The organism is Streptomyces sp. NPDC058662 (assembly GCF_042716255.1).
GTDB lineage: Bacteria > Actinomycetota > Actinomycetes > Streptomycetales > Streptomycetaceae > Streptomyces.
Genome location: NZ_JBHXRU010000063.1, coordinates 3,377 through 23,852, shown reverse-complemented (window position 1 = coordinate 23,852; position 20,476 = coordinate 3,377). Strand labels below are relative to the sequence as shown.

The window sequence follows — 20,476 nt, the reverse complement described above, 5'->3', positions numbered from 1 at the left end:
AACCGCGCCCGGCGGCTCCGCCGCCCCACCGCACCGCACCGCCGCGCACCACCGCACCGCCGAGGAGACGTACCAGTGAGCGACCACCACGCCGAGCACCCCGCGTGGAGCGAGCCCGACGCCCCGGCCGGTCCCGCATCCGCCCCGGCGACGGCCACGGCCTCGGCGGCCGCGCCCGTGACCCCCGCCGACGCCGCCGACGGGGCCCGGCTCGTCGCCTTCGGGCTGCAGCCCAAGCTGCTGCCCGCCCGCGACGCCGAGTACGCCGAACTGCTGCGCCGCTACCGGGAGGACCCGGCCTTCGGCCGCCTCGCCGACGCCGTCGCCACCGGCCTCGGCCTCGTCGTCCTGGAGGTGTCCTCGCGCGCGGGCATGGCCGTCGCCGCGGGCGAGGACTCCGTCTTCGCCGTCCGCATGGGCGACTACGCCCGCCGCACCACTGCCGACTCCGCCGACCGCTTCCTGCACGGCCTGGCCCACCTCGCCGTGGCGGCCCTCGCCTTCCCCCGCCCCGAGGACCTCGCCGACGACGGCTACATCGGCCGCATCACCGTCAACGGCGTCGACGCCTTCGTCCGCCAGACCTGCCGCCGCCTGGAGGAGCGCGCCGAGGAGCTCGGCGAGAACACCGACCCGGCCAGCGACGCCCCCGGCCTGGAGGCCGCCTGGCGCGTCTACGCCCGCCGCAGCTCGACGGGGGCCACCAAGGACGCCCGCCGCCTCGCCGGCTCCACCACCGGCATCGTCGGCAAGGCCGCCGCCTTCCTCACGGAGTCCGGCTTCCTCCAGCGCACCGGGGACGACGCGGGCGGCACCTACCGCACCACCCCGCGCTACCAGCTCCAGGTCCGCGACATGGCGGGCAGCGCGGCCATGGCCGAACTCCTCGAACTCGGCGTGGTCCCCGTCAGCGACGGCAGCGCCACCCTCCTGCCCCCGCCCGAGGGCGACGACCTGGACCTGGCCGCCGACGCCGGACTCCCCTTCCACGCCTAGGCGCCGCCCCCGCAACCGGCCCCCGCGCCACCCGCCCCCGAACGACCGAACCACGAGAGACCACGAGAGTCCGCCGCATGTACGAGCTGTCCCGGATCCGCCTCTACTCCATCGGGCCCGCCGGCGCGCGCTACGCCGACACGGTGCTCGACCTGCGCGGAGTCGGCGAGCCGGTGCCCCACCCGGCACCCGCCCAGGCGGAGTTCTTCGCGGACGAGCCCACCGGCCCGCCGCGCCGCCCCGCCCCCGCCGGCGTCCTCTTCCTGGAGAACGGCGGCGGCAAGTCGGTCCTGCTCAAGCTGATCTTCTCGGTGATGCTGCCCGGCCACCGCAACACCCTGGGCGGCGCCAGCTCGGGCGTACTCCGCAAGTTCCTCCTCGCCGACGACTGCGGACACGTCGCCCTGGAGTGGCAGCACACCCGGACCGGCGAGTGCGTCGTCGTCGGCAAGGTCAGCGAATGGCGCGGACGCCAGGTCTCCAACGACCCGCGCAAGTTCGCCGAGGCCTGGTACTCCTTCCGCCCCGGACCGGGCCTGAGCCTCGACAGCCTCCCCGTCGCCGAGGCCACCACCGTCCGCCCGCCCGTCGAGGGCGTCTCCGGCGCCCGCGGCCGCCGCCGCACCATGAAGGGCTTCCGCGACGCCCTCACGGACGCGGGCAAGGCGTACCCGCACCTGGAGGTGTACTGGGAGGAGATCCACGACCGCTGGAACGAGCACCTCACCGAGCTCGGCCTCGACCCGGAACTCTTCCGCTACCAGCGCGAGATGAACGCCGACGAGGGCGAGGCCGCCGGCCTCTTCGCGGTCAAGAAGGACTCCGACTTCACCGACCTCCTGCTGCGCGCCGTCACCGACACCCGCGACACCGACGGCCTCGCCGACCTCGTCCACGGCTTCGGGAACAAGCTCGGGCGCCGCTCCGAGCTGATGGCCGAACGCGAGTTCACGGCCGGCTCGGTGGACCTCCTGCACCGGATCACCGAAGCCGCCGCGACCCGCTCCCGGCTCCGCGACGTGCACGCGGGCGCGGAACGCCGTACGCGCACCCTCGCCCGGCGGCTGTCCGCCCGCGCCACCGAGGAGCGCGGCCTCGCCGCCGACCTCGCCCAGCGGGTCACCGCCGCCGCCCACCAGGTCACCGCCGCCGAGTCCACCCGGGCCCGCAGCGCCGCCGTGTCCGCGGAACTCGCCTACCGGCACGCCTCGCTGGCCCTGACCGTCGCCGACAGGGCCGCCGCCGCCCAGCGCCGCGAACTCCTCGAAGCACGCACGCTGCACTCCGCCTGGCAGGCCGCCGAGAACGTCCTGCGCCACCGCGCCGCCGCCGACCGCTCGGCCCGGGTCGCCGCCGCGATCCTGGAGGCCGAGCGGGACGCCGCCCCGGCGCTCGCCGCCCGCTCCCGGGCCGCCGCCGAACTCGTACGGGCCCTGCACACCGCCTCCGAGCAGGGCGAGCGGGTCGCCAACGAGGAGGAGGAGCGTTCCGCCGCCCTCCAGGCGACCGGCGAGGCCGCCCACCGCGACGCCACCGCCGCCGCCACGGCCGCGCAGCGCGCCCGCAGCGAGGCGCAGCACCTCCGCTCGCGCCTGGGCGAGGTCCAGCAGGAGACCGCCGAGGCAGTCCGCGCCGGCTGGCTCGACGACTCCGCCCCCGACGCGGACCCGGCACGCGCCGCGCTCGCCGCCGCCGACGCCGAGAAGACGGCCGTGGCCGCCTGGGACGAGGCCCGCGAGGCCGCACGGACCACTGCCGAGGCCGCCCGCGAGGCCACCGCCGCGCAATCCCGCGCCGAGCTCACCGCCGCCCGCGCCGCCGACGCGGCCGAAGCCGCCGAGGCCGTCCACGGCGCGGAACTCCGCGCCGCCGCCTCCCTCGCGGCCGCGCCGCGCCTCGCCGAGCTCCTGGGCCTGCCGTCGGCCGCCGACGCCCCGGTCCCGGCGCCCCGTTCGGGCGACGGCCGCGCCGCACCCGGCCGGCCCGCGCACACGGCGCAGGCCGCCGCGGGCCCCGGAGCTCCCGGCGGGGTACAGGCCGCGGCCCACCGAGCCGCGGCCACCACCCCGGCCCCGACCGCCGGCCGGCTCACCGCCGAGGACCTCGACCGCAACGCCGAGGACCTGCGCGCGCTGCTCACCGACACCGTCGCCGCCGCCGAACGCCAGCTCTTCGACCTGCGCACCGCCGCCGCCGACGACTCCCGCATCCTCGGCGCGCTCGGCGACGGGGGGCTGCTGCCGCCCGGCCCCGACGTCCTCGCCACCGTCGAGTACCTCGGCGAGCACGGCATTCCCGCCCTCCCCGGCTGGCGCTACCTCGCCCAGGCCGTGGACCCCGCCGACCACGCCGCGGTGCTCGCCGCCCGCCCCGAACTCGTCGACGGCGTCGTCATCACCGACCCCGACACCCACAGCCGCGCCCGGGAGGCGCTCTCCGGAGCCGCCCTGCTGCCCCGCTCCACCGTGGCCGTCGGCACCGCCGCCGCCCTGCTGGCCCCCGTACCGCCGGCCGGCGCGGACGGCGGCTCCGACGCGGCCGGCATCTTCATCGTCCCGCCGAACCCGGCCATGCACGACGAGCACGCCGCCGACGAGGAGCGCCGGACGCTGCGCGCCCGCGCCACCGCCCGCGACACCGAGATCCGCGACCTGGCCGCCCGCCTCGCCGGGGACCGCGAGCTCGCCGCCCGCCTCGCCTCCTGGCGCACCGGCTGCCCGCCCGGCCGCCTCGCCGAACTCGCCGAGCAGGCCGCCGCCGCCCGTACCTTCGCCGAGGAGGCCGAGGCCGAGCTCGCGCAGGCCCGGACCGTACGCGCCGAGGCCGACGAAGCCGCCTCTGACGCCGCCCGGGTGCGCGACGAGCGCCAGGACACCGCCCAGCGCGCCCGCCGCGCCGCCGACGCCCTCGCCGGCCTCGCCCACCGGCTGCGCGAACGCGCCGGCTGGCAGGCGAGGCTCCGCGAACTGGCCGACGAGGCCGCCGAGTCCGAGGCCCGCGCCGAGGTCTGCCTGGACCGCGCCCGCGCCGCCGACGAGGACCGCCGGGCCGCCCAGCGCACCGCCGACGACGCCCGCCGCACCGCCCGCGCGCTGCGCGGCGAACGCGCCGAGATCGCCGGCGCCCCCGAACCGCTCCCCGAGGACGCGGACACCCCGGCCGCCGGACCCCGGCCGCCGCTCCCCGACCTGCGCGAGGCCTACCGCGCCGCCTCCCAGCTCTACGAGAAGGTCGGCGTCGGCGCCGACCTGCGCGCCGAGCAGGCCCGCGCCGAGAGCGACGAGAGCGCCGCCCTCGCCGAACTCGACCGCCTCACCAACAAGGTCCGTACGCGCGCCGCCCAGCTCCTGGAGGGCACCGACGGATCCGACGGCCCCTCGCGCCAGGCCGCCGCGGCCCGCGCCGAGGCCCTCGTACAGATGCTGGAGACCCGCGCGTCCGCCGCGAGCGAGCAGCTCGGCCGGCTCCGCGGCGAGGCCGAACGGCACGCCCCCGCCGAGGGCGGCGCGCACACCGACCTGCCCGCGGAACTGGTCCCCGAGGACGTCGAGCACGCCCAGGCGCTGCTGCGCACCGCCACCGCCCAGCACGCCGCCCACACCGCCGCGGTCGAGAGCGCCCGGGCCGCCCACGCCGACCTGCTGCGCGCCCATCGCGCCGCCGAGGACGGCGCGGGCGGCTTCGAGGAGACCGCCGCCCTGCTGCGGGACCTGCTGCGCGACCACACCCACCAGGACGACGAGCAGCAGCCCGCACCCCACCGGGGCACCTTGGAGGAGGCCCGCCAGTCGGCCACCGAGGCCCGCCGCTCGCTGCGCGGCTGCGCGGCCGACCTCTCGGCGGCCGAGGCCGCCCTGCGCGAGGCGAGCGACATCCTGGTCCGGCACGCCAACGCCACCCGCTACGAGCAGGTACGCACCCCCGCCCGGCAGCAGATCCGGGAACTGCCGGCCTCCGCCCTGCCCGAGCACGCCGCCGCCTGGGCCTCGGCCTTCGCGCCGCGGCTGCGCGTCCTGACCGACGAGCTGGCGCAGCTGGAACGCAACCGCGACAGCATCGTCGACCGCCTGCGCGGCCTCGTCGAATCCTCCCTCGCCACGCTGCGTTCGGCGCAGCGCCTGTCCCAGCTCCCCGAGGGGCTGGGGGAGTGGTCGGGCCAGGAGTTCCTCCGGATCCGCTTCGAGGAGCCCGACCAGGCCACCCTCACCGAGCGGCTCGGCGAGGTCATCGACGAGGCGACCCGCGCGGCCGTGCGGAAGAACAGCACCGCCTCCTTCGGAGAGGGCCGCCGCGACGGCATGTCACTGCTGCTGCGCGGAGTCCAGGCGGCCCTGGAGCCCAAGGGGATCTCCGTGGAGATCCTCAAGCCGGACGCGGTGCTGCGCGCCGAACGGGTGCCGGTCGGGCAGATGGGCGACGTGTTCTCCGGCGGGCAGCTGCTGACCGCCGCGATCGCCCTGTACTGCACGATGGCGGCCCTGCGGAGCAACGACCGGGGCCGGGACAAGCACCGGCACGCGGGCACGCTGTTCCTGGACAACCCGATCGGGCGGGCGAACGCCACCTACCTGCTGGAACTCCAGCGGGCCGTCTCCGACGCGCTCGGGGTCCAGCTGCTCTACACGACGGGCCTGTTCGACACCACGGCGCTCGCCGAGTTCCCGCTGGTCATCCGGCTGCGCAACGACGCCGACCTGCGGGCGGGCCTGAAGTACATCAGCGTGGAGGAGCACCTGCGCCCCGGCCTGCCGCAGCAGTCCCCGGAGGCCGAGACCATCCACGGCGAGATCACGGCGACCCGGATGTTCCGCCGCGGCTGACGTCGCGGCCGACTCCGAAGCTGACTCCGCGGCCGATGCCGCCGGGCGCCGGCCGGGCGGCCTCCGCGGTCCACGGGACGGGCCTCAGTGCCGGCCGGGGGCCGCGAGGGGGCCCTCGGCCCTGGGTATGCGCGGCCCCCGGCCGTGGGCGGCCCGCGCGGCCCGGTGGGCTTCACGGCGGCGCCCGCGCGCCGTACTGCTGGGCTGCGACAGGACCCCGTACCGCTGGTTCCACGCCTGCCGGGTGATCCACACGTCCAGCACGCCCCACGTGGCGACGATCGTCCCCGCGATCGCCCCGAGGGCCATCGGCAGGGCCAGCCAGGAGCCGGTGAGCGTGAGGAAGAACGTGACCGTCGCCTGGATCAGCGTCACCGACACGATCAGCACCGCCCGGACCGCCGCCGTCCGCACCGGGTCCGGCATCCGCCGCCGGAGCGCGGGCTCCTCCACCCACAACCCGGGCGCCGCCGCGCCGATGCCGCCGTCCGCGCCGCTCCCGCCCGCGACCTCGCTGCCCGCGCCGCCCGTGCCCGCGTACCCGCTGCCCGCGCCGGCCCTGCCCGCGTACCCGCTGCCCGCGTACCCGGTGTCCGCATATCCGCTCATGGTCCGCTCACTCCCCGCCAGGCGGTCCGCCATGCCCGCTCGCCCTGTCCGTCCCCGCACGTCTACCCCAACGTGTCCCCTCGAACAGACAGACGTCCGGCGCCGTCCGGAGATTCCCGTATCGGGATCTTTTCACCGGCGGCTCCCACCGGCGACGGAGATCGCGGAACGAATAGTTCCAGCCATCCATCGGATTGCGGGAACTGACGCCCCACCAGGTGTCATCTGCCGCATATCGGGGCGCTCTTGACCGGAAGTATCGGACAACTCGTGATCTTCGTCCAGAGGTCCGGCCGAAAACGTCCGGACATGCCTTCGAGGCATCACCGTGGCAGTAGTAGGCTCACGCCGTTTAAATGACGGAACACCGACCCCCGACCACGGGGTTGAGCTGGGGGAGGCTGGGGAGGCCATGCGCTTTCGCGGGAAGTCCATCCGCCGGAAGATCGTGGCGTTGCTCCTTGTGCCGCTCGTCTCCCTGACCGCCCTCTGGGGCTTCGCCACGGTCCTCACCGGCCGCCAGGCCGTCCAACTCCTCGACGTGGCCCACGTCATCGAGAAGGTCGGCTACCCCATCGAGGACGTGGTCCGCGAGATCCAGAAGGAGCGCCGCCAGACCCTCGTCGTCCTCGGCGACCCCCGCGCCTCCGCCGCCAACGCCGAACTCGGCAAGCGGCGCGCCGCGACCGACGTGATCGTCGAGAAGCTCACCGCCAACGCCCGGGACCCCGAGGTCGGCGACGAGCTGAGCCCCCAGAACGCCCAGCGCATGAGCTCCATCCTCGCCGCCTTCCACGGCATCGGATCCCTGCGCCGCTCCGTCGACCAGAACGCCCTCGACCCCGCGCAGGCCCTGGAGCTCTACAGCCGCCTCGTCGACCCCTGCTACGACTTCCTGATGAACCTCCACGCCCTGGAGGACGTGGAGATGGACAAGCAGGGCCGCGCCCTCGTCGGCATCACCCGCGCCCGCGAGGCCCTCTCGCGCGAGGACGCCGTCATCGCCTCCGCCCTCGCCGCCCAGAACGTGAGTGCGGCCTCCGTCCGCCGCGTCACCGACTTCGCCGCCAACCGCACCCTGCTCTACGAGTTCAACCTCGCGATCCTGCCCACCGCCGACCGGGAGCTCTTCGAGCGGTACTGGCAAGGCCCCGAGACCAAGGGCCTGCGCGAGGCGGAGGAACGCTTCCTCGCCGCCGCCTCGGCCAAGCCCCCGCGCGGCCTCACCGCCGCCCAGTGGGACGAGGTCGCGACCAAGGCCCTCGACGAGCTCGCCGCCATGGGCACCGACGCCGGCGACCGCTACCAGAAGCGCGTCGAGCCCGTCGCGATGGAGGTCCTGGTCCAGGCCGCCGTAGCCGGCATCCTCGGCTTCATCGCCCTCGCCGTCTCCCTGGTCCTCTCCGTACGCATCGGGCGCGACCTCGTCCGCGACCTCTCCCGCCTCCGCAAGGAGGCCCACGAGGCCTCCGGCGTCCGCCTGCCGGGCGTGATGCGCCGCCTCGCCGCCGGCGAGCACGTGGACGTCGAGACCGAGGCGCCCCGCCTGGAGTACGAGAAGGACGAGGTCGGCCAGGTCGGCCAGGCCCTCAACACCCTGCAGCGCGCCGCCGTCGAGGCCGCCGTCAAGCAGGCGGAGCTGCGTCGGGGCGTCTCCGAGGTGTTCGTCAACCTGGCCCGCCGCAACCAGGTGCTGCTGCATCGCCAGTTGACGCTCCTCGACACCATGGAGCGCCGCACCGAGGACACCGAGGAGCTCGCCGACCTCTTCCGCCTCGACCACATGACCACCCGCATGCGCCGCCACGCCGAAGGACTGGTGATCCTCTCCGGCGCCGCGCCCTCCCGCCAGTGGCGCAAGCCCATCCAGCTGATGGACGTCGTACGGGCCGCGGTCGCCGAGGTCGAGGACTACGAGCGCATCGAGGTCCGCAGGCTCACCCGCCTGGGCATCGCCGGTCCCGCCGTCGCGGACGTCACCCACCTCGTCGCCGAACTCCTGGAGAACGCCACCGTGTTCTCGCCGCCGCACACGGCGGTCCAGGTCCTCGGCGAGCGCGTCGCCAACGGCTTCACCCTGGAGATCCACGACCGGGGCCTCGGCATGACCCCGGAGGCGCTGCTCGACGCCAACCTCCGGCTCGCCGAGACCCCCGAGTTCGAACTGTCGGACACCGACCGGCTCGGCCTGTTCGTGGTCAGCCGGCTCGCCCAGCGCCACGGGATCAAGGTCGTGCTCCAGCCCAGCCCGTACGGGGGAACCACCGCGGTGGTCTTCCTGCCCGTGGCGCTGCTGACCGAGGCCCCCGAGACCAGCGGTACCGGACTCAAGCTGGACGCGGGCAGGAACGGCAAGGCGGTCAAGGCCGTGCGCGGCAGCCGCGGCGGGCCGGGCGGGTCCGAGCGGGCCGCCCCCGAGGTGGAACGCGTCCCGGCGGGCCGCTCGCTGCCCGCCGCCGAGCTGCGCGGCCCGGTGGAGCTGGAGGCTCCGCTCGACGTCGTCGGCCTGGAGGCACTGGACAGCCTCGACACCGCGCCCCTGGCCGGGACCCCCACCGGGGTCCCCGGCCCCGGCGGGACCGGCCAGGCCGGCAACCGCCCGGCCATGGCCACCCTGGACGACGAGACCCCGCCGAACGGCACGCCGCGCAGCGCCCTGCTGGGGCTCCGTCCGGCGGACCGGCCGCACACCGACCGCCACGCCGACCGCCGGCCCGGCCGGCACGGGGAGCGGGGCGAGGCCCGCCGGGCCGACCGTGCCCGAGAGCCGCTGGCACCCACCGGCCCGGTCCGCCTGGACGCGGCGCGCCCGGACATCGCGCGCCTGGACGCGGCGCGCCTGGATGCCGCGCGCCCGGACATCGCGCGTCTGGACGCCGCGCGCCCTGAGTCCGGGCGCCTGGAGCCGTTGCGCCCGGACTCGCCCCGTCCGGCCGGCGCCGTACCGCTGCCGCGCCGTCGCCCCGCCCCCACCCTGGTGGCCGAGCACGGCCGCCGGGTGGAGCCCCGCCCGGTGTCCGCCGTCCCGAAGCCCGCCGGGGCCCCCGCTCCCGAAGGGGTCGGACCCGCCCCGGCCGGCGGAGCCCTGCCCCGCCGGGTCCGCCAGGCGAACCTCGCCCCCCAGCTGAAGAACGCCCAGGCCCCCGCTCCCGACGCCTCCGACCAGGTGGCCGACCGCGACGCGGAGGCCGTGCGTACGCGCATGTCCTCCCTCCAGCGCGGCTGGACGGCGGGCCGCGCACAGCACGCACAGCAGCAGTCCGAGACCGGAGCCGGCACCTCCGCCGGCGGCGGTCCCGCGAACGAGAACGAGGGGGACGGTCGATGACCGCACCGCAGACCGGCAACGACAACCGGGGCCGTGGCTCCGGCCCGCTCAACTGGCTCCTGGACGAGCTCGTCGACCGGGTCGGCTCCATCCGCAAGGCGGTGGTCCTCTCCGGCGACGGCCTGCCCACCGGCAGCTCCCAGGACCTGACCCGGGAGGACAGCGAGCACCTGGCGGCGGTGGCCTCGGGCTTCCACAGCCTGGCCAAGGGCGTCGGCCGGCACTTCGAGTCCGGCAAGGTCCGCCAGACCGTCGTCGAGCTCGACGAGGCCTTCCTCTTCGTCATGGCGGCGGGCGACGGCAGCTGCCTGGCCGTCCTGTCGGACGCCGACTCCGACGTCGGGCAGGTCGCGTACGAGATGACGCTGATGGTCAAGCGGGTGGGCGACCACCTGGCGACCGCTCCGCGCAGCGGGCTGCCAGCCGGAGGGTGAGACGGACGGCATGAGCGAACCAGGCCAGGACCCCACCGGCGCCGCCCCCGCCCCCGACCACGCGCACTGGTTCGACGACGAGGCGGGCCCCGTCGTACGCCCGTACGCGATGACCCGCGGCCGGACCAGCCACGCGGGCCAGCACCGGCTCGACCTGATCGCACTGGTCGTCGCCGAACCGGCGGCCGACGATCCGGTCTGGGACATGACCCTGTCCCCGGAGCACGCCCACATCCTCGGGCTCTGCCGGGAACGCCCGCAGTCGGTCGCGGAACTCGCGGCGGAACTCGACCTGGCCGTCGGGGTCGTGCGCGTCCTGATCGGCGACCTGGTCGATGACGAACTGGTCCATGTGACCCGGCCGGTACCTCCGGCCGAACTGCCCGACGAATCCATTCTGCGTGAGGTGATCGATGGCCTTCGGGCGCTCTAGCCGTACCGGTGCCATGCATGCCGTGTCGCCGGTCGAGCCGCTGACCTTGAAGATCCTGGTCGCGGGCGGCTTCGGGGTGGGCAAGACCACCCTGGTCAGTGCGGTGAGTGAGATCAGGCCGCTCCGGACCGAGGAACGCCTCTCGGAGCCCGGTATCGGCATCGACGACATCGAGGGAGTGGAGGGCAAGAGCACCACGACCGTGGCCATGGACTTCGGGCGCATCACCCTGCGCGAGGACCTCGTGCTGTACCTGTTCGGGACGCCCGGCCAGGACCGGTTCTGGTTCCTCTGGGACGAGCTGGCCCAGGGCTCGCTCGGCGCCGTGGTCCTCGCCGACACCCGGCGCCTCGCCGACTGCTTCGCGGCGGTCGACTACTTCGAGCGGCGCGGGATCCCCTTCGTGGTCGCGGTCAACTGCTTCGACGGCGCGGACCGGCACCCGGTGGTGACCGTGCGCGAGGCGCTCGACCTCGACCCGGACGTGCCCGTGCTGCTCACCGACGCGCGCGACCGCGAGTCGGTGAAGGACGTACTGGTCGGTGTCGTGGAGCACGCCATGTCGCTGGCCCGTGCCGCCCGGCGCCGGAGTATCGCGGCGGGCGGCTGACCCGGCGCGCGCCGAGTCCGGCGCGGGCCTGAAGCGGGCCTGACGCGGAGGCGGCCCGTACCCCCGCCGACTGGGGTACGGGCCGCAGCTCTCTCGGGGGAATCGGGATACGGGATCCGGGACTCCGGTCGCGGTACGGGACCGTGGAGCGAGTGTGAACCCGCCGCCGGGGGCCGTCAAGCGTTCGGACAGCACCCCGTGCGCGCGAACCGCTCCGGCCTCCTCACCGTACGGCGACGACCGCCGACCCGTGCCCGAACAGCCCCTGGTTCGCGGTGATCCCGGCCCGCGCTCCCGGAACCTGCCGCCGCCCGGCCGTGCCGCGCAACTGCCACGTCAGCTCGCAGACCTGGGCGATGGCCTGCGCCGGTACCGCCTCGCCGAAGGAGGCGAGCCCGCCGCTCGGGTTGACCGGCACCCGCCCGCCCAGAGCTGTCGCCCCCTCCCGGAGGAGCTTGGCCCCCTCGCCCTCCGCGCAGAGGCCGATGTCCTCGTACCACTCCAGTTCGAGCGCCGTCGACAGGTCGTACACCTCGGCGAGCGAGAGGTCCTGCGGCCCGAGCCCCGCCTCCTCGTACGCGGCGCTCGCGATCGAGGACCGGAAGGAGCCCGGCGCGGGCCGGACCGCCACCGAGGAGTCGGTGGCGATGTCGGGCAGGTCCAGCACGGTACGCGGATAGGTGGGTGTCACCGTCGAGACGGCCCGGATCCGCACCGGGTCCGCGACGCCGCGCGCCCGCGCGAAGTCCATGCTGCTGAGCACCAGGGCCGCGCCCCCGTCGGAGGTGGCGCAGATGTCGAGCAGTCGCAGCGGGTCGGCCACCACCGCCGAGGCGGCGACCTCGCCGGCCGTCACAGCCACGCGGTAGCGGGCGTTCGGATTGAGCGCCCCCGCTGCCGCGTTCTTGACCTTGACCTGCGCGAAGTCCTCCGTCGTGTCCCCGTACACGGCCATCCGCCGGCGCGCGTACAGCGCGAAGTACGCCGGGTTCGTGGCGCCCAGGACGCGGAACCGCAGCCAGTCCGGATCGTCCGGCCGGTCGCCTCCCGCCGGGGCGAAGAACCCCTTGGGCGCCGCGTCCGCCCCCACCACGAGGACCACGTCGGCCAGCCCGGCGAGGATCTGCGCGCGGGCCGCCCCGATGGCTTGCGCCCCGGAGGCGCAGGCCGCGTAGACGCTGGTCACCCGGGCGCCCTGCCAGCCGAGCGCCCGGGCGAAGGTCGCCCCGGCCACGTAGCCCGGGTACCCGGAGCGCACGGTGTCGGCGCCGACGATCGACGGTACGTCGGTCCAGTCCAGTCCGGCGTCGGCCAGGGCCGCCCGCGCGGCGGCCCGCCCGTACTCGACGAAGCTTCGGCCCCACTTGCCCCACGGGTGCATTCCCGCCCCGAGGACGGCGACGTCGGCGCTCACGCCGCGCCCCCTTCGGGCCCGCCGTCGGGCACGGGCCGGAACTGCCAGGTCGTCCAGGCGGTCCCGGCGTCCTCGTTCAGGACGCCGCCCACCACCTCGACCTCCATCCCGACGGCCAGGTCGGCCGTACCCACCCCCGGCGCCGCCTGCCCCAGGACGACCATCCCCTCGGCCGCGAGCTCGACCGCGACCAGCGTGTAGGGCTCCCAGGGCGCGTCCGGGTCGGACACGTACGGCGGGGGCGGCCGGTAGCGCCCGTCGGTGTAGGACCAGACCCGGCCGCGCGCGGACAGCGGCACCTCGGCGAGTTCGCCGCCGCCGGGGCAGTGCGGATTGCGGCAGTACGCGTCCTCGCGCGGGAAGAACACGGCCGTACAGGCGGAGCACCGTGTGCCGAGCAGCCGGAAGCCGCCGTCCGACGCGGATCCGGTGAACCAGCCGCTGACGACGGGTGTACGTGTGAGTGCCAAGACCCCTCCCAAACCGACAATCTGACGGATCGTCAGAAGTCTGTCACGGCCGGGCCTCGCGGTCACCGGTTCTCGGCGAGCCACTTCCGGGCGATCTCGGCCAGCTCGGCGTCCCGCCCGGCCAGCATCATGCGGATCATCCGTGCGTCGCCGCGCAGCGACCACGCCGGATTCCCGAAGGTCGCCGGGTTGTTCCCCTCGATCAGGAAGTGCGCGGGCCAGGCGGTCCCGTATCCGGCCAGCGGCAGCGCCGCCAGCCAGCGCTTGCGGCCGCGCGCCACGCCGTACGCCGCCAGCGCGAGCCCGGTCAGGGTGCCGGTGAGATGGATCCACCGGGTCGCGGCGCGGGAGTGCATGGCGACGTAGAAGGGCCAGAATTCCTCGTACGAACGGAAGGTCATGCGCGCACGGTACTCACGGCCGCAGGGAGGCGACAGAGACCGGGAAGTCGAAGAAGGTGGAGGGGAAGGCCTCGGGCCGGTGGGTGAAGTGCCACCACTCCTCCGGGAGGTTCACGAAGCCCTGCTCCGCCAGCACGCCCCGCAGCAGCCGGCGGTTGGCGCGGACGGTGTCGGCGGCCCCGGGGTCGTCGGTGTGCGAGCGCGGGTCGAAGAAGTCGAACGGGGTACCCATGTCCACGGCCCGTCCCGACAGGTGCTCCAGGGTCACGTCGAGGGTGCTGCCGCGACTGTGCCCGGACTTCTCGGCGATGTACCCCTCGGGAATCAGCCGGGCGCGGTCCACCCGGGGGTAGTGGGCGGCCTTGGCCGCGAGGTCGGCGGGGCCGTCCGGCTCCCGGGCCCACCGCACGAACCGGTCCACCGCGCGCTGCGGCCGGTAGCAGTCGTACACCCGCAGCGTGTACCCGCGCGGCAGCAGCCGCCGCTGCGCCCGCCGGAGCGCCTCGGCGGCGGGCCGGGTGAGCAGGCAGACCGGCTCCGCGTAGCCGTCCACGACCGCACCGGTGAAATTGCGCGCCCCGGCGTACCGCATGTCCTCACGCACGCTCGGATCCACCTCCCGCACCGCCACGAACCACCCCCGCGGCGGGCCACCGACGCCCCCGGCCCCCGCGTCGGAAGCGCCCGCGCCGTCGCCGGGTGCACGCCCCGCCGGTCCGGAGCCGTTCACCGCGTGAGCGGGCGGCAGGGTGCCCGTGCCGTGGGCCGCCCCGACGAGCGCTCCACCCGTCACGGCCCCGGGGGAGGGCGCCGGCGGGGCACCTCCGGCAGTCCCGGCCGCCAGTACCGCGAGCACACCCGCAACAGCAGTCATCCGCATACCCCTTGGCATACCATCGCGGGATGCCGGCACAGCTGAAGGACTCGCACGCGCACTGCTCCACCTGCGGAGCGCCGTACGGTACGGCGGCGGCCGCCTGGCCGCGCCGCTGCGCCGCCTGCGGCGCCACCGCGTACCGCAACCCCCTCCCCGTCGCTGTCGCACTCCTGCCCGTCGAGGACAGCGAGGGCACCGGCCTCGTGGTCATCACCCGCACCATCGAGCCGGCCCTCGGCGGCGTGGCCCTGCCGGGCGGGTTCATGGACTTCGGCGAGGACTGGCGCGAGGCCGTCGTCCGCGAGCTCCGCGAGGAGACCGGCATCACCGCCCCGGCCTCCGATGTCGCGCTGGCCGACGCCCTCAGCTCCCCGGGCGGGCACCTGCTCCTCTTCGGCCTGCTCCCGGCCCGCCCGGCCGACAGCCTCCCCGCGTCGGCTCCCACCGACGAGACCACCGGCTGGCACGTCCTGCGCACCCCGCAGGACCTGGCCTTCCCCCTGCACACCCGAGCCGCCGCCGCCTGGTTCGCGGGCCACTACACCTGACCCGGACCGGTGACCCACCGGCAGCTCGGCGCCCCTCCCCGTCCGAGCGGCGGCCCCCTCAAGCCGCACGGCAGCCCGCCCCGGCTCGGCGGGGGCCTTCCCAAGCCGCACGGCAGCCCGCCACGTCCCGGCGGCGGCCCTTCCCATCCCGTCGTTCGACGCTTCGGTCCGGGCAGCGGTCCTCTCAAGCCGCGCGGCGGCTCCGCCCCGGGCGCCGGGGGCAGCCGTCAGGCACCCCGCATCACCACGTCCTCCACCACGCCCCCCGCCTCGTCCTCCACCACCACCGCCTCCCCGACCCACCGCACGGTGTACCGCTCGACCTCGCCCGCCCCGAACCCCGGTCCCGGATCGCGGATCACCACGCCACCGCCCGTGCGGCCCCGCGCCGGGGCCCACACCTCCAGCGCCACCGCGCCGTCCGCCCCGGCGCGCACCGGCAGCACCGACCCCGCCCGCGCCAGCACCGGGATCCGGCCCCGGGGGGCGTCCAGCAGGATCTGCCCGGGCCCCTCGTACGCCGTCCCGGTCGCCGTGTCGTACCACCGGCCGCGCGGCAGCCGCACCGCCCGCCGGTCCGCTCCGCACTCCAGCACGGGCGCCACCAGCAGCGCGTCACCGAGCAGGAACGCGTCCTCGCAGTCCCGCAGCACCCGCTCCTCCGGCGCCCCCCACCACACCGGCCGCACGTACGGCGCCCCCGTCCGCCGTGCCAGATGGGCCAGCGTCACGAAGTAGGGCCGCAGCCGCTCCCGCTCCGCCAGCACCTCCCGCGCGTGCTCCTCCACCTCCGCCCCGAACTCCCACGGTTCCCGCCGCCCCGCCCAGATCGCCGAGTGCGTCCGGAACAGCGGCAGGTACGACCCCAGTTGCAGCCACCGCAGGTACAACTCGGGCGACGGGGAACCCCCGAAGCCCCCGACGTCCGGCCCCGAGTACGGCACCCCGCACAACCCGAGCCCCAGCACCAGCGCCAACGAGGCCCGCAGCCCCTCCCAGCTGGTCTCCACATCGCCCGACCACGAACCCCCGTACCGCTGCATCCCCGCCCACCCCGACCGCGAGAACAGGAACGGCCGCTCGGCGGGCCGCAGTCGCACCAGCCCCTCCCACCCCGCCCGCGCCATCCCCAGCGCGTAGACGTTGTGCCCCTCCCGGTGGTCCCCGCCCGCGCCGTCCATCGAGTGCCGCGCCGACCGGGGCAGCGTGGAATCCCCGAACGGCGCGAAGGACACGGGCTCGTTCATGTCGTGCCAGAAGCCGGCGAACCCCTGCGCCAGCCGCTCCTCGTACAGGCCGCCCCACCACTCCCGTACCGCCGCGTCGGTGAAGTCCGGGTACACGCACTCGCCCGGCCAGACCTCGCCGCGCACCTCCTCGCCCCGGGCGTCCCGTACGAACGCGCCCGCCGCACCCACCGCCCGCCCCGACACGTGCACCGCGTCGTCCGTCTTCACCGCCGGATCGACGATCGACACGAGCCGCACCCCCCGCTCCCGCAACTCCGCCGCCAGGCCCGGCAGATCCGGGAACCGCCGCCGGTCCACCGTGAACACCCGGTGCCCGTCGTAGTGGTCGATGTCCAGGTGGACGGCCGACAGCGGTAAGCCGCGCGCGCCGTAGGCCGCGACCACGCGCCGCACCTCCGCCCCGCTCCCGAACCCCCACCGCGCGTGCTGGTACCCCAGCGCCCACTCCGGCGGCACCGCGGCGGCGCCCGTCAGCCCCGACCAGCCCTGCAGCACCCGGGCCGGCGTCCCCACCAGCACCCAGCACCTCAGCGGGCCGCCCTCCATGCGCAGTTCGGTCGTCCCCGGGCGGTCCGCCCCCGAACCCGCGCCCTCCTCGCCCTCGCGCAGCAGCACCCGTCCGTCCCAGGAGTTGTCGTGGAAGACCAGGTGCGTGCCGCCGTCCGCGACGACCATCTGCACCGGCATGGTCAGGTACAGCGGGTCGACGCCCGGCCCGAAACCGCCCTTGGGGTCCGTGTTCCACAGCCGGTACGAACCGTCCCGCAGCCGGGGCCCCGCCGCCCGGCCGCCCAGCCCGAAGACCCGCGCGTCCGCCGGCAGCTCGCTGCGCAGCAGCCACCGCGCCCCGCCGCCCGCACCCGTGCCCGAACTGCCGCCCGCGCCCGCCCCGCCGCCGTCCCGGGCCGCCGGCTCCCACCACCGGGGCGGCAGATCCCGCCGCAGCACCGTCCCGCCCGGAGTGCGCACCTCCACCGCCCCGTGCCGAGACACCGCCACCGTCACCCGCTCCGACACCACGCGCCACCCGCCCGCGGTGTCCGGCTCCAGCGACGCCCGCGGGTCGGGCTCGGGGCCGCCGCGCAGAACCGCGTACGAGGGCTCCGGCTCCGCCCCGTCCCAGCCCCAGAACACGGCCCCGCCCACGGTGACCCGTACCAGCAGCTCCGACCGCGCGAACCGCAGGACCCCGCCGCCCGGCCGGGCCTCCGTACCGGTCAGCAGCCCCGGCACCCGCGCCCGCTCCGCGCCCCGGCGCGGGAGCCCCTCCGCGTCCACGCGCCGGTGGCGCCACGCCGAGCGCCAGGCGCGCCGCCCGCGCTCCGTACCGATGTCCTTGACCGCACGTACCAGATCACGACCGTCCATGCCGATCACCCTGCCACCGGCTCCCGGCCCCGGGTACGGCGTTCAACTGCCGTTCACCCGGAAATGGATCACAGCCGACCGTCCAGGACAGCTCTGGTGCGGATGTCGATCACATGGCATGGTCCCAGTGAGCCGCCGCGCGCCCACCCCCCGCGCGATGGCACCGTACGCACACGAAGCGCGAGCCGCAGACTTGACCGGGAGCCGACCCATGACCTCAGCCACGCAGCCGGAACCCCTCTGGGCCCCTGGCCCCGACCGGATCGCCGAGGCCCGGATCACCGCCTTCCAGGCCTGGGCCGCCGAGCGCTTCGGAGCCCCCGCCGAGGGCGGCTACCACGCCCTGCACCAGTGGTCCGTCGACGCCCTCGACACCTTCTGGCAGGCCGTCGCCGAATGGTTCGACGTCCGCTTCACCGCCCCGTACGAGTCCGTCCTCGCCGATCGCTCCATGCCCGGTGCCCGCTGGTTCGCCGGCGCCACCCTCAACTACGCCGAGCACGCCCTGCGCGCCGCCGAGGACCCGACCCGGGCCGGCGAGCCCGCGCTGCTGTACGTGGACGAGACCCACGAGGCCGTCCCCGTCACCTGGGGCGAGCTGCGCCGCCAGGTCGGCTCCCTCGCCGCCGAGCTGCGCGCCCTCGGCGTCCGGCCCGGCGACCGCGTCAGCGGCTACCTCCCGAACATCCCCGAAGCGGTCGTGGCCCTCCTCGCCACCGCCGCGGTCGGCGGCGTCTGGACCTCCTGCGCGCCCGACTTCGGCGCCCGCAGCGTCCTCGACCGCTTCCAGCAGGTCGAACCGGTCGTCCTGTTCACCGTGGACGGCTACCGCTACGGAGGCAAGGAGCACGACCGCCGCGACACCGTCACCGACCTGCGGGCCGACCTGCCCTCGCTGCGCGCCGTCGTCCACATCCCGCTGCTGGGCACGCCGGCCCCCGAGGGCGCCCTGGAGTGGGCCGACCTCACCGCCGCGGACACCGAGCCCGTCTTCGAGGCCGTCCCCTTCGAGCACCCCCTGTGGGTCCTGTACTCCTCCGGTACGACCGGCCTCCCCAAGGCCATCGTCCAGTCCCAGGGCGGCATCCTCCTCGAACACCTCAAGCAGCTGGGCCTGCACTGCGACCTCGGTCCGGGGGACCGCTTCTTCTGGTACACCTCCACCGGCTGGATGATGTGGAACTTCCTCGTCTCCGGCCTGCTCACCGGCACGACCGTCGTGCTCTACGACGGCAGCCCGGGCTACCCCGACACCGCCGCCCAGTGGCGTATCGCCGAGCGGACCGGGGCCACCCTGTACGGCACCTCCGCCGCGTACGTCATGGCCTGCCGCAAGGCCGAGGTCCACCCGTCCCGCGACTTCGACCTCTCCGCGGTGAAGTGCGTGGCCACGACCGGCTCCCCGCTGCCGCCCGACGGCTTCCGCTGGCTGCACGACGAGGTCGCCGAGGACCTGTGGATCGCGTCCGTCAGCGGCGGCACGGACGTGTGCAGCTGCTTCGCCGGGGCCGTCCCCACCCTCCCCGTGCACATCGGCGAGCTCCAGGCCGCCTGCCTGGGTACCGACCTCCAGGCGTGGGACCCCTCCGGCAAGCCGGTGGTGGACGAGGTCGGCGAGCTCGTCGTCACCAACCCCATGCCGTCCATGCCCATCCACTTCTGGAACGACCCGGACGGCAGCCGCTACCGCGACAGCTACTTCGACATGTTCCCGGGCGCCTGGCGCCACGGTGACTGGATCACCCTCACCGGCCACGGCTCGGTGGTCATCCACGGCCGCTCCGACTCCACCCTCAACCGGCAGGGCGTCCGGATGGGCTCCGCCGACATCTACGAGGCCGTGGAGCGCCTGCCCGAGATCAAGGAGTCCCTGGTCATCGGCCTGGAGGAGCCGAACGGCGGGTACTGGATGCCGCTCTTCGTCCACCTCGCCCCCGGCGCCGCCCTGGACGACGACCTGCGCGCCCGGATCAAGGCGACCATCCGCGAGGAGCTGTCCCCGCGCCACGTACCGGACGAGGTCATCGAGGTGCCGGGCATCCCGCACACCCTCACGGGCAAGCGGATCGAGGTCCCCGTCAAGCGGCTCCTCCAGGGCGCGCCCCTGGCCAAGGCGGTGAACCCGGGCTCCGTGGACAACCTGGACCTCCTCCACTTCTACGAGGAGCTGGCCCGCACCCGCAAGTGACCGACGGTCACTGTCAGTGGCGGCGACTACTCTGAGTGAGCTATCGATCGCTCATCCAGGGGGAGCCATGTCACCGCAGCACACACCGGAGCACACACCGCACCACACACCGGAGCACGCGCCCGGACACGGGTCCGAGCAGGCGTCGAAGTCCGCCCCGGGGCCCGGGGCGAAGAGGGCCGCGAGGACCGAGCGGCGCCGCCGGCTGCGCCGCGAGGTCCCCGCCACCGTCGGACTCCTGACCGACCCCGGGGACTTCGCGGCCATGCGCGTCTACCGCAGCTTCACCTTCGGCCACCACGACGACTACGCCGACTACCTGCGCCACGTCGACGACCTGCTCCGGTCCCTCGCGGCCCAGGGCATCCACACGAGCGTCGTCCTCTTCGACCCCGAGGAGTACGCCGACTTCTGTACCGAGACCGGCCTGGAACCGGACACCGCGGAGACCCGCAGCCGCTTCACCGCCGAACTGGCGGGCCGCGCCGCCGTCCTCCCCTACACCGGCCAGCCCGTCGACGAACTCGTCCCGCTCCTCCTCGACGCGGCCGTCCGGCAGGCCACCTGGGAGTACGCCACCGCCCTGCTCGCCGGGGTCGGCCCCTGCGCGGACTGCGGAGAGGACATCGGCCGGGCCTCGTTGGGGGGCGCCCCACCCCGGCCCGGAAGCAAAACGGGCGCCGCGGGGCCCCGCCCCCCACCCCACAGGAGGCAGGGGGCCCCCCCGAAG

At 75.5% G+C, this 20,476-nt stretch carries 14 protein-coding genes and 1 pseudogene; 9 read left to right on the top strand and 6 right to left on the bottom strand.

Going from position 1 to position 20,476, the window contains the following annotated elements; translation table 11 throughout:
* Nucleotides 1-75: 75 nt before the first annotated feature.
* Both ACFWUQ_RS21235 and ACFWUQ_RS21230 read left to right on the top strand, forming a co-directional pair.
* Complete coding sequence (locus ACFWUQ_RS21235; protein ID WP_384540154.1) at nt 76-996, top strand: hypothetical protein; 921 nt, start codon at nt 76-78, stop codon at nt 994-996.
* Between the two features lie 77 nt (nt 997-1,073).
* Entirely contained in the window at nt 1,074-5,816 is a 4,743-nt protein-coding gene (locus ACFWUQ_RS21230; RefSeq protein ID WP_384540151.1) for a hypothetical protein, read from the top strand.
* An 84-nt stretch (nt 5,817-5,900) separates the two neighbouring features.
* On the opposite strand, the gene ACFWUQ_RS21225 is transcribed toward ACFWUQ_RS21230, so the two are convergent.
* Nucleotides 5,901-6,425: a hypothetical protein gene (locus ACFWUQ_RS21225; protein WP_384540148.1), complete on the bottom strand. Its 525-nt coding sequence runs from the start codon at nt 6,423-6,425 to the stop codon at nt 5,901-5,903.
* Between the two features lie 412 nt (nt 6,426-6,837).
* Between ACFWUQ_RS21225 and ACFWUQ_RS21220 the strand changes: the two genes are divergently transcribed.
* From ACFWUQ_RS21220 to ACFWUQ_RS21205, 4 genes are read left to right on the top strand one after another with little or no spacing between them, the layout of a single operon-like run.
* Nucleotides 6,838-9,753 carry a nitrate- and nitrite sensing domain-containing protein gene (locus ACFWUQ_RS21220; RefSeq protein ID WP_384540145.1) on the top strand — a complete coding sequence of 972 codons (2,916 nt, stop codon included), beginning with the start codon at nt 6,838-6,840 and terminating at the stop codon, nt 9,751-9,753.
* Nucleotides 9,750-10,187, top strand: a complete 438-nt coding sequence (locus ACFWUQ_RS21215; protein ID WP_384540142.1) for a roadblock/LC7 domain-containing protein — start codon at nt 9,750-9,752, stop codon at nt 10,185-10,187. Before ACFWUQ_RS21220 ends, ACFWUQ_RS21215 begins: the two co-directional genes overlap by 4 nt.
* A 10-nt stretch (nt 10,188-10,197) precedes the next feature.
* Nucleotides 10,198-10,620 carry a DUF742 domain-containing protein gene (locus ACFWUQ_RS21210; RefSeq protein WP_384540141.1) on the top strand — a complete coding sequence of 141 codons (423 nt, stop codon included), beginning with the start codon at nt 10,198-10,200 and terminating at the stop codon, nt 10,618-10,620.
* Nucleotides 10,601-11,230, top strand: coding sequence for an ATP/GTP-binding protein (locus ACFWUQ_RS21205; protein ID WP_384540138.1), 630 nt, complete (start codon nt 10,601-10,603; stop codon nt 11,228-11,230). Before ACFWUQ_RS21210 ends, ACFWUQ_RS21205 begins: the two co-directional genes overlap by 20 nt.
* A 223-nt stretch (nt 11,231-11,453) precedes the next feature.
* Here the strand turns inward: ACFWUQ_RS21205 and ACFWUQ_RS21200 are convergent, their stop codons facing one another.
* From ACFWUQ_RS21200 to ACFWUQ_RS21185, 4 genes are all read right to left on the bottom strand, one after another.
* Nucleotides 11,454-12,644, bottom strand: coding sequence for a lipid-transfer protein (locus ACFWUQ_RS21200; RefSeq protein WP_384540135.1), 1,191 nt, complete (start codon nt 12,642-12,644; stop codon nt 11,454-11,456).
* Nucleotides 12,641-13,114: a Zn-ribbon domain-containing OB-fold protein gene (locus ACFWUQ_RS21195; protein ID WP_384540133.1), complete on the bottom strand. Its 474-nt coding sequence runs from the start codon at nt 13,112-13,114 to the stop codon at nt 12,641-12,643. Before ACFWUQ_RS21195 ends, ACFWUQ_RS21200 begins: the two co-directional genes overlap by 4 nt.
* A gap of 62 nt (nt 13,115-13,176) precedes the next feature.
* Nucleotides 13,177-13,515 carry an Mpo1-like protein gene (locus tag ACFWUQ_RS21190; RefSeq protein ID WP_384540130.1) on the bottom strand — a complete coding sequence of 113 codons (339 nt, stop codon included), beginning with the start codon at nt 13,513-13,515 and terminating at the stop codon, nt 13,177-13,179.
* 13 nt (nt 13,516-13,528) lie between these two features.
* On the bottom strand, nt 13,529-14,395 hold the full coding sequence (locus ACFWUQ_RS21185) for a M15 family metallopeptidase (RefSeq protein WP_384540127.1): 867 nt from the start codon (nt 14,393-14,395) through the stop codon (nt 13,529-13,531).
* A gap of 23 nt (nt 14,396-14,418) precedes the next feature.
* Here ACFWUQ_RS21185 and ACFWUQ_RS21180 point away from each other — a divergent pair, with 23 nt between their 5' ends.
* Nucleotides 14,419-14,940: an NUDIX domain-containing protein gene (locus ACFWUQ_RS21180; protein WP_384540125.1), complete on the top strand. Its 522-nt coding sequence runs from the start codon at nt 14,419-14,421 to the stop codon at nt 14,938-14,940.
* Nucleotides 14,941-15,167: 227 nt separating this feature from the next.
* Here the strand turns inward: ACFWUQ_RS21180 and ACFWUQ_RS21175 are convergent, their stop codons facing one another.
* Nucleotides 15,168-17,558 carry a TIM-barrel domain-containing protein gene (locus ACFWUQ_RS21175; RefSeq protein WP_384540122.1) on the bottom strand — a complete coding sequence of 797 codons (2,391 nt, stop codon included), beginning with the start codon at nt 17,556-17,558 and terminating at the stop codon, nt 15,168-15,170.
* Nucleotides 17,559-17,769: 211 nt separating this feature from the next.
* On the opposite strand from ACFWUQ_RS21175, the gene ACFWUQ_RS21170 reads away from it, so the two are divergent.
* Nucleotides 17,770-19,746 carry an acetoacetate--CoA ligase gene (locus ACFWUQ_RS21170; protein ID WP_384540119.1) on the top strand — a complete coding sequence of 659 codons (1,977 nt, stop codon included), beginning with the start codon at nt 17,770-17,772 and terminating at the stop codon, nt 19,744-19,746.
* A 67-nt stretch (nt 19,747-19,813) separates the two neighbouring features.
* Nucleotides 19,814-20,476 (top strand): annotated as a pseudogene (locus ACFWUQ_RS21165) (hypothetical protein); the annotation flags it as partial.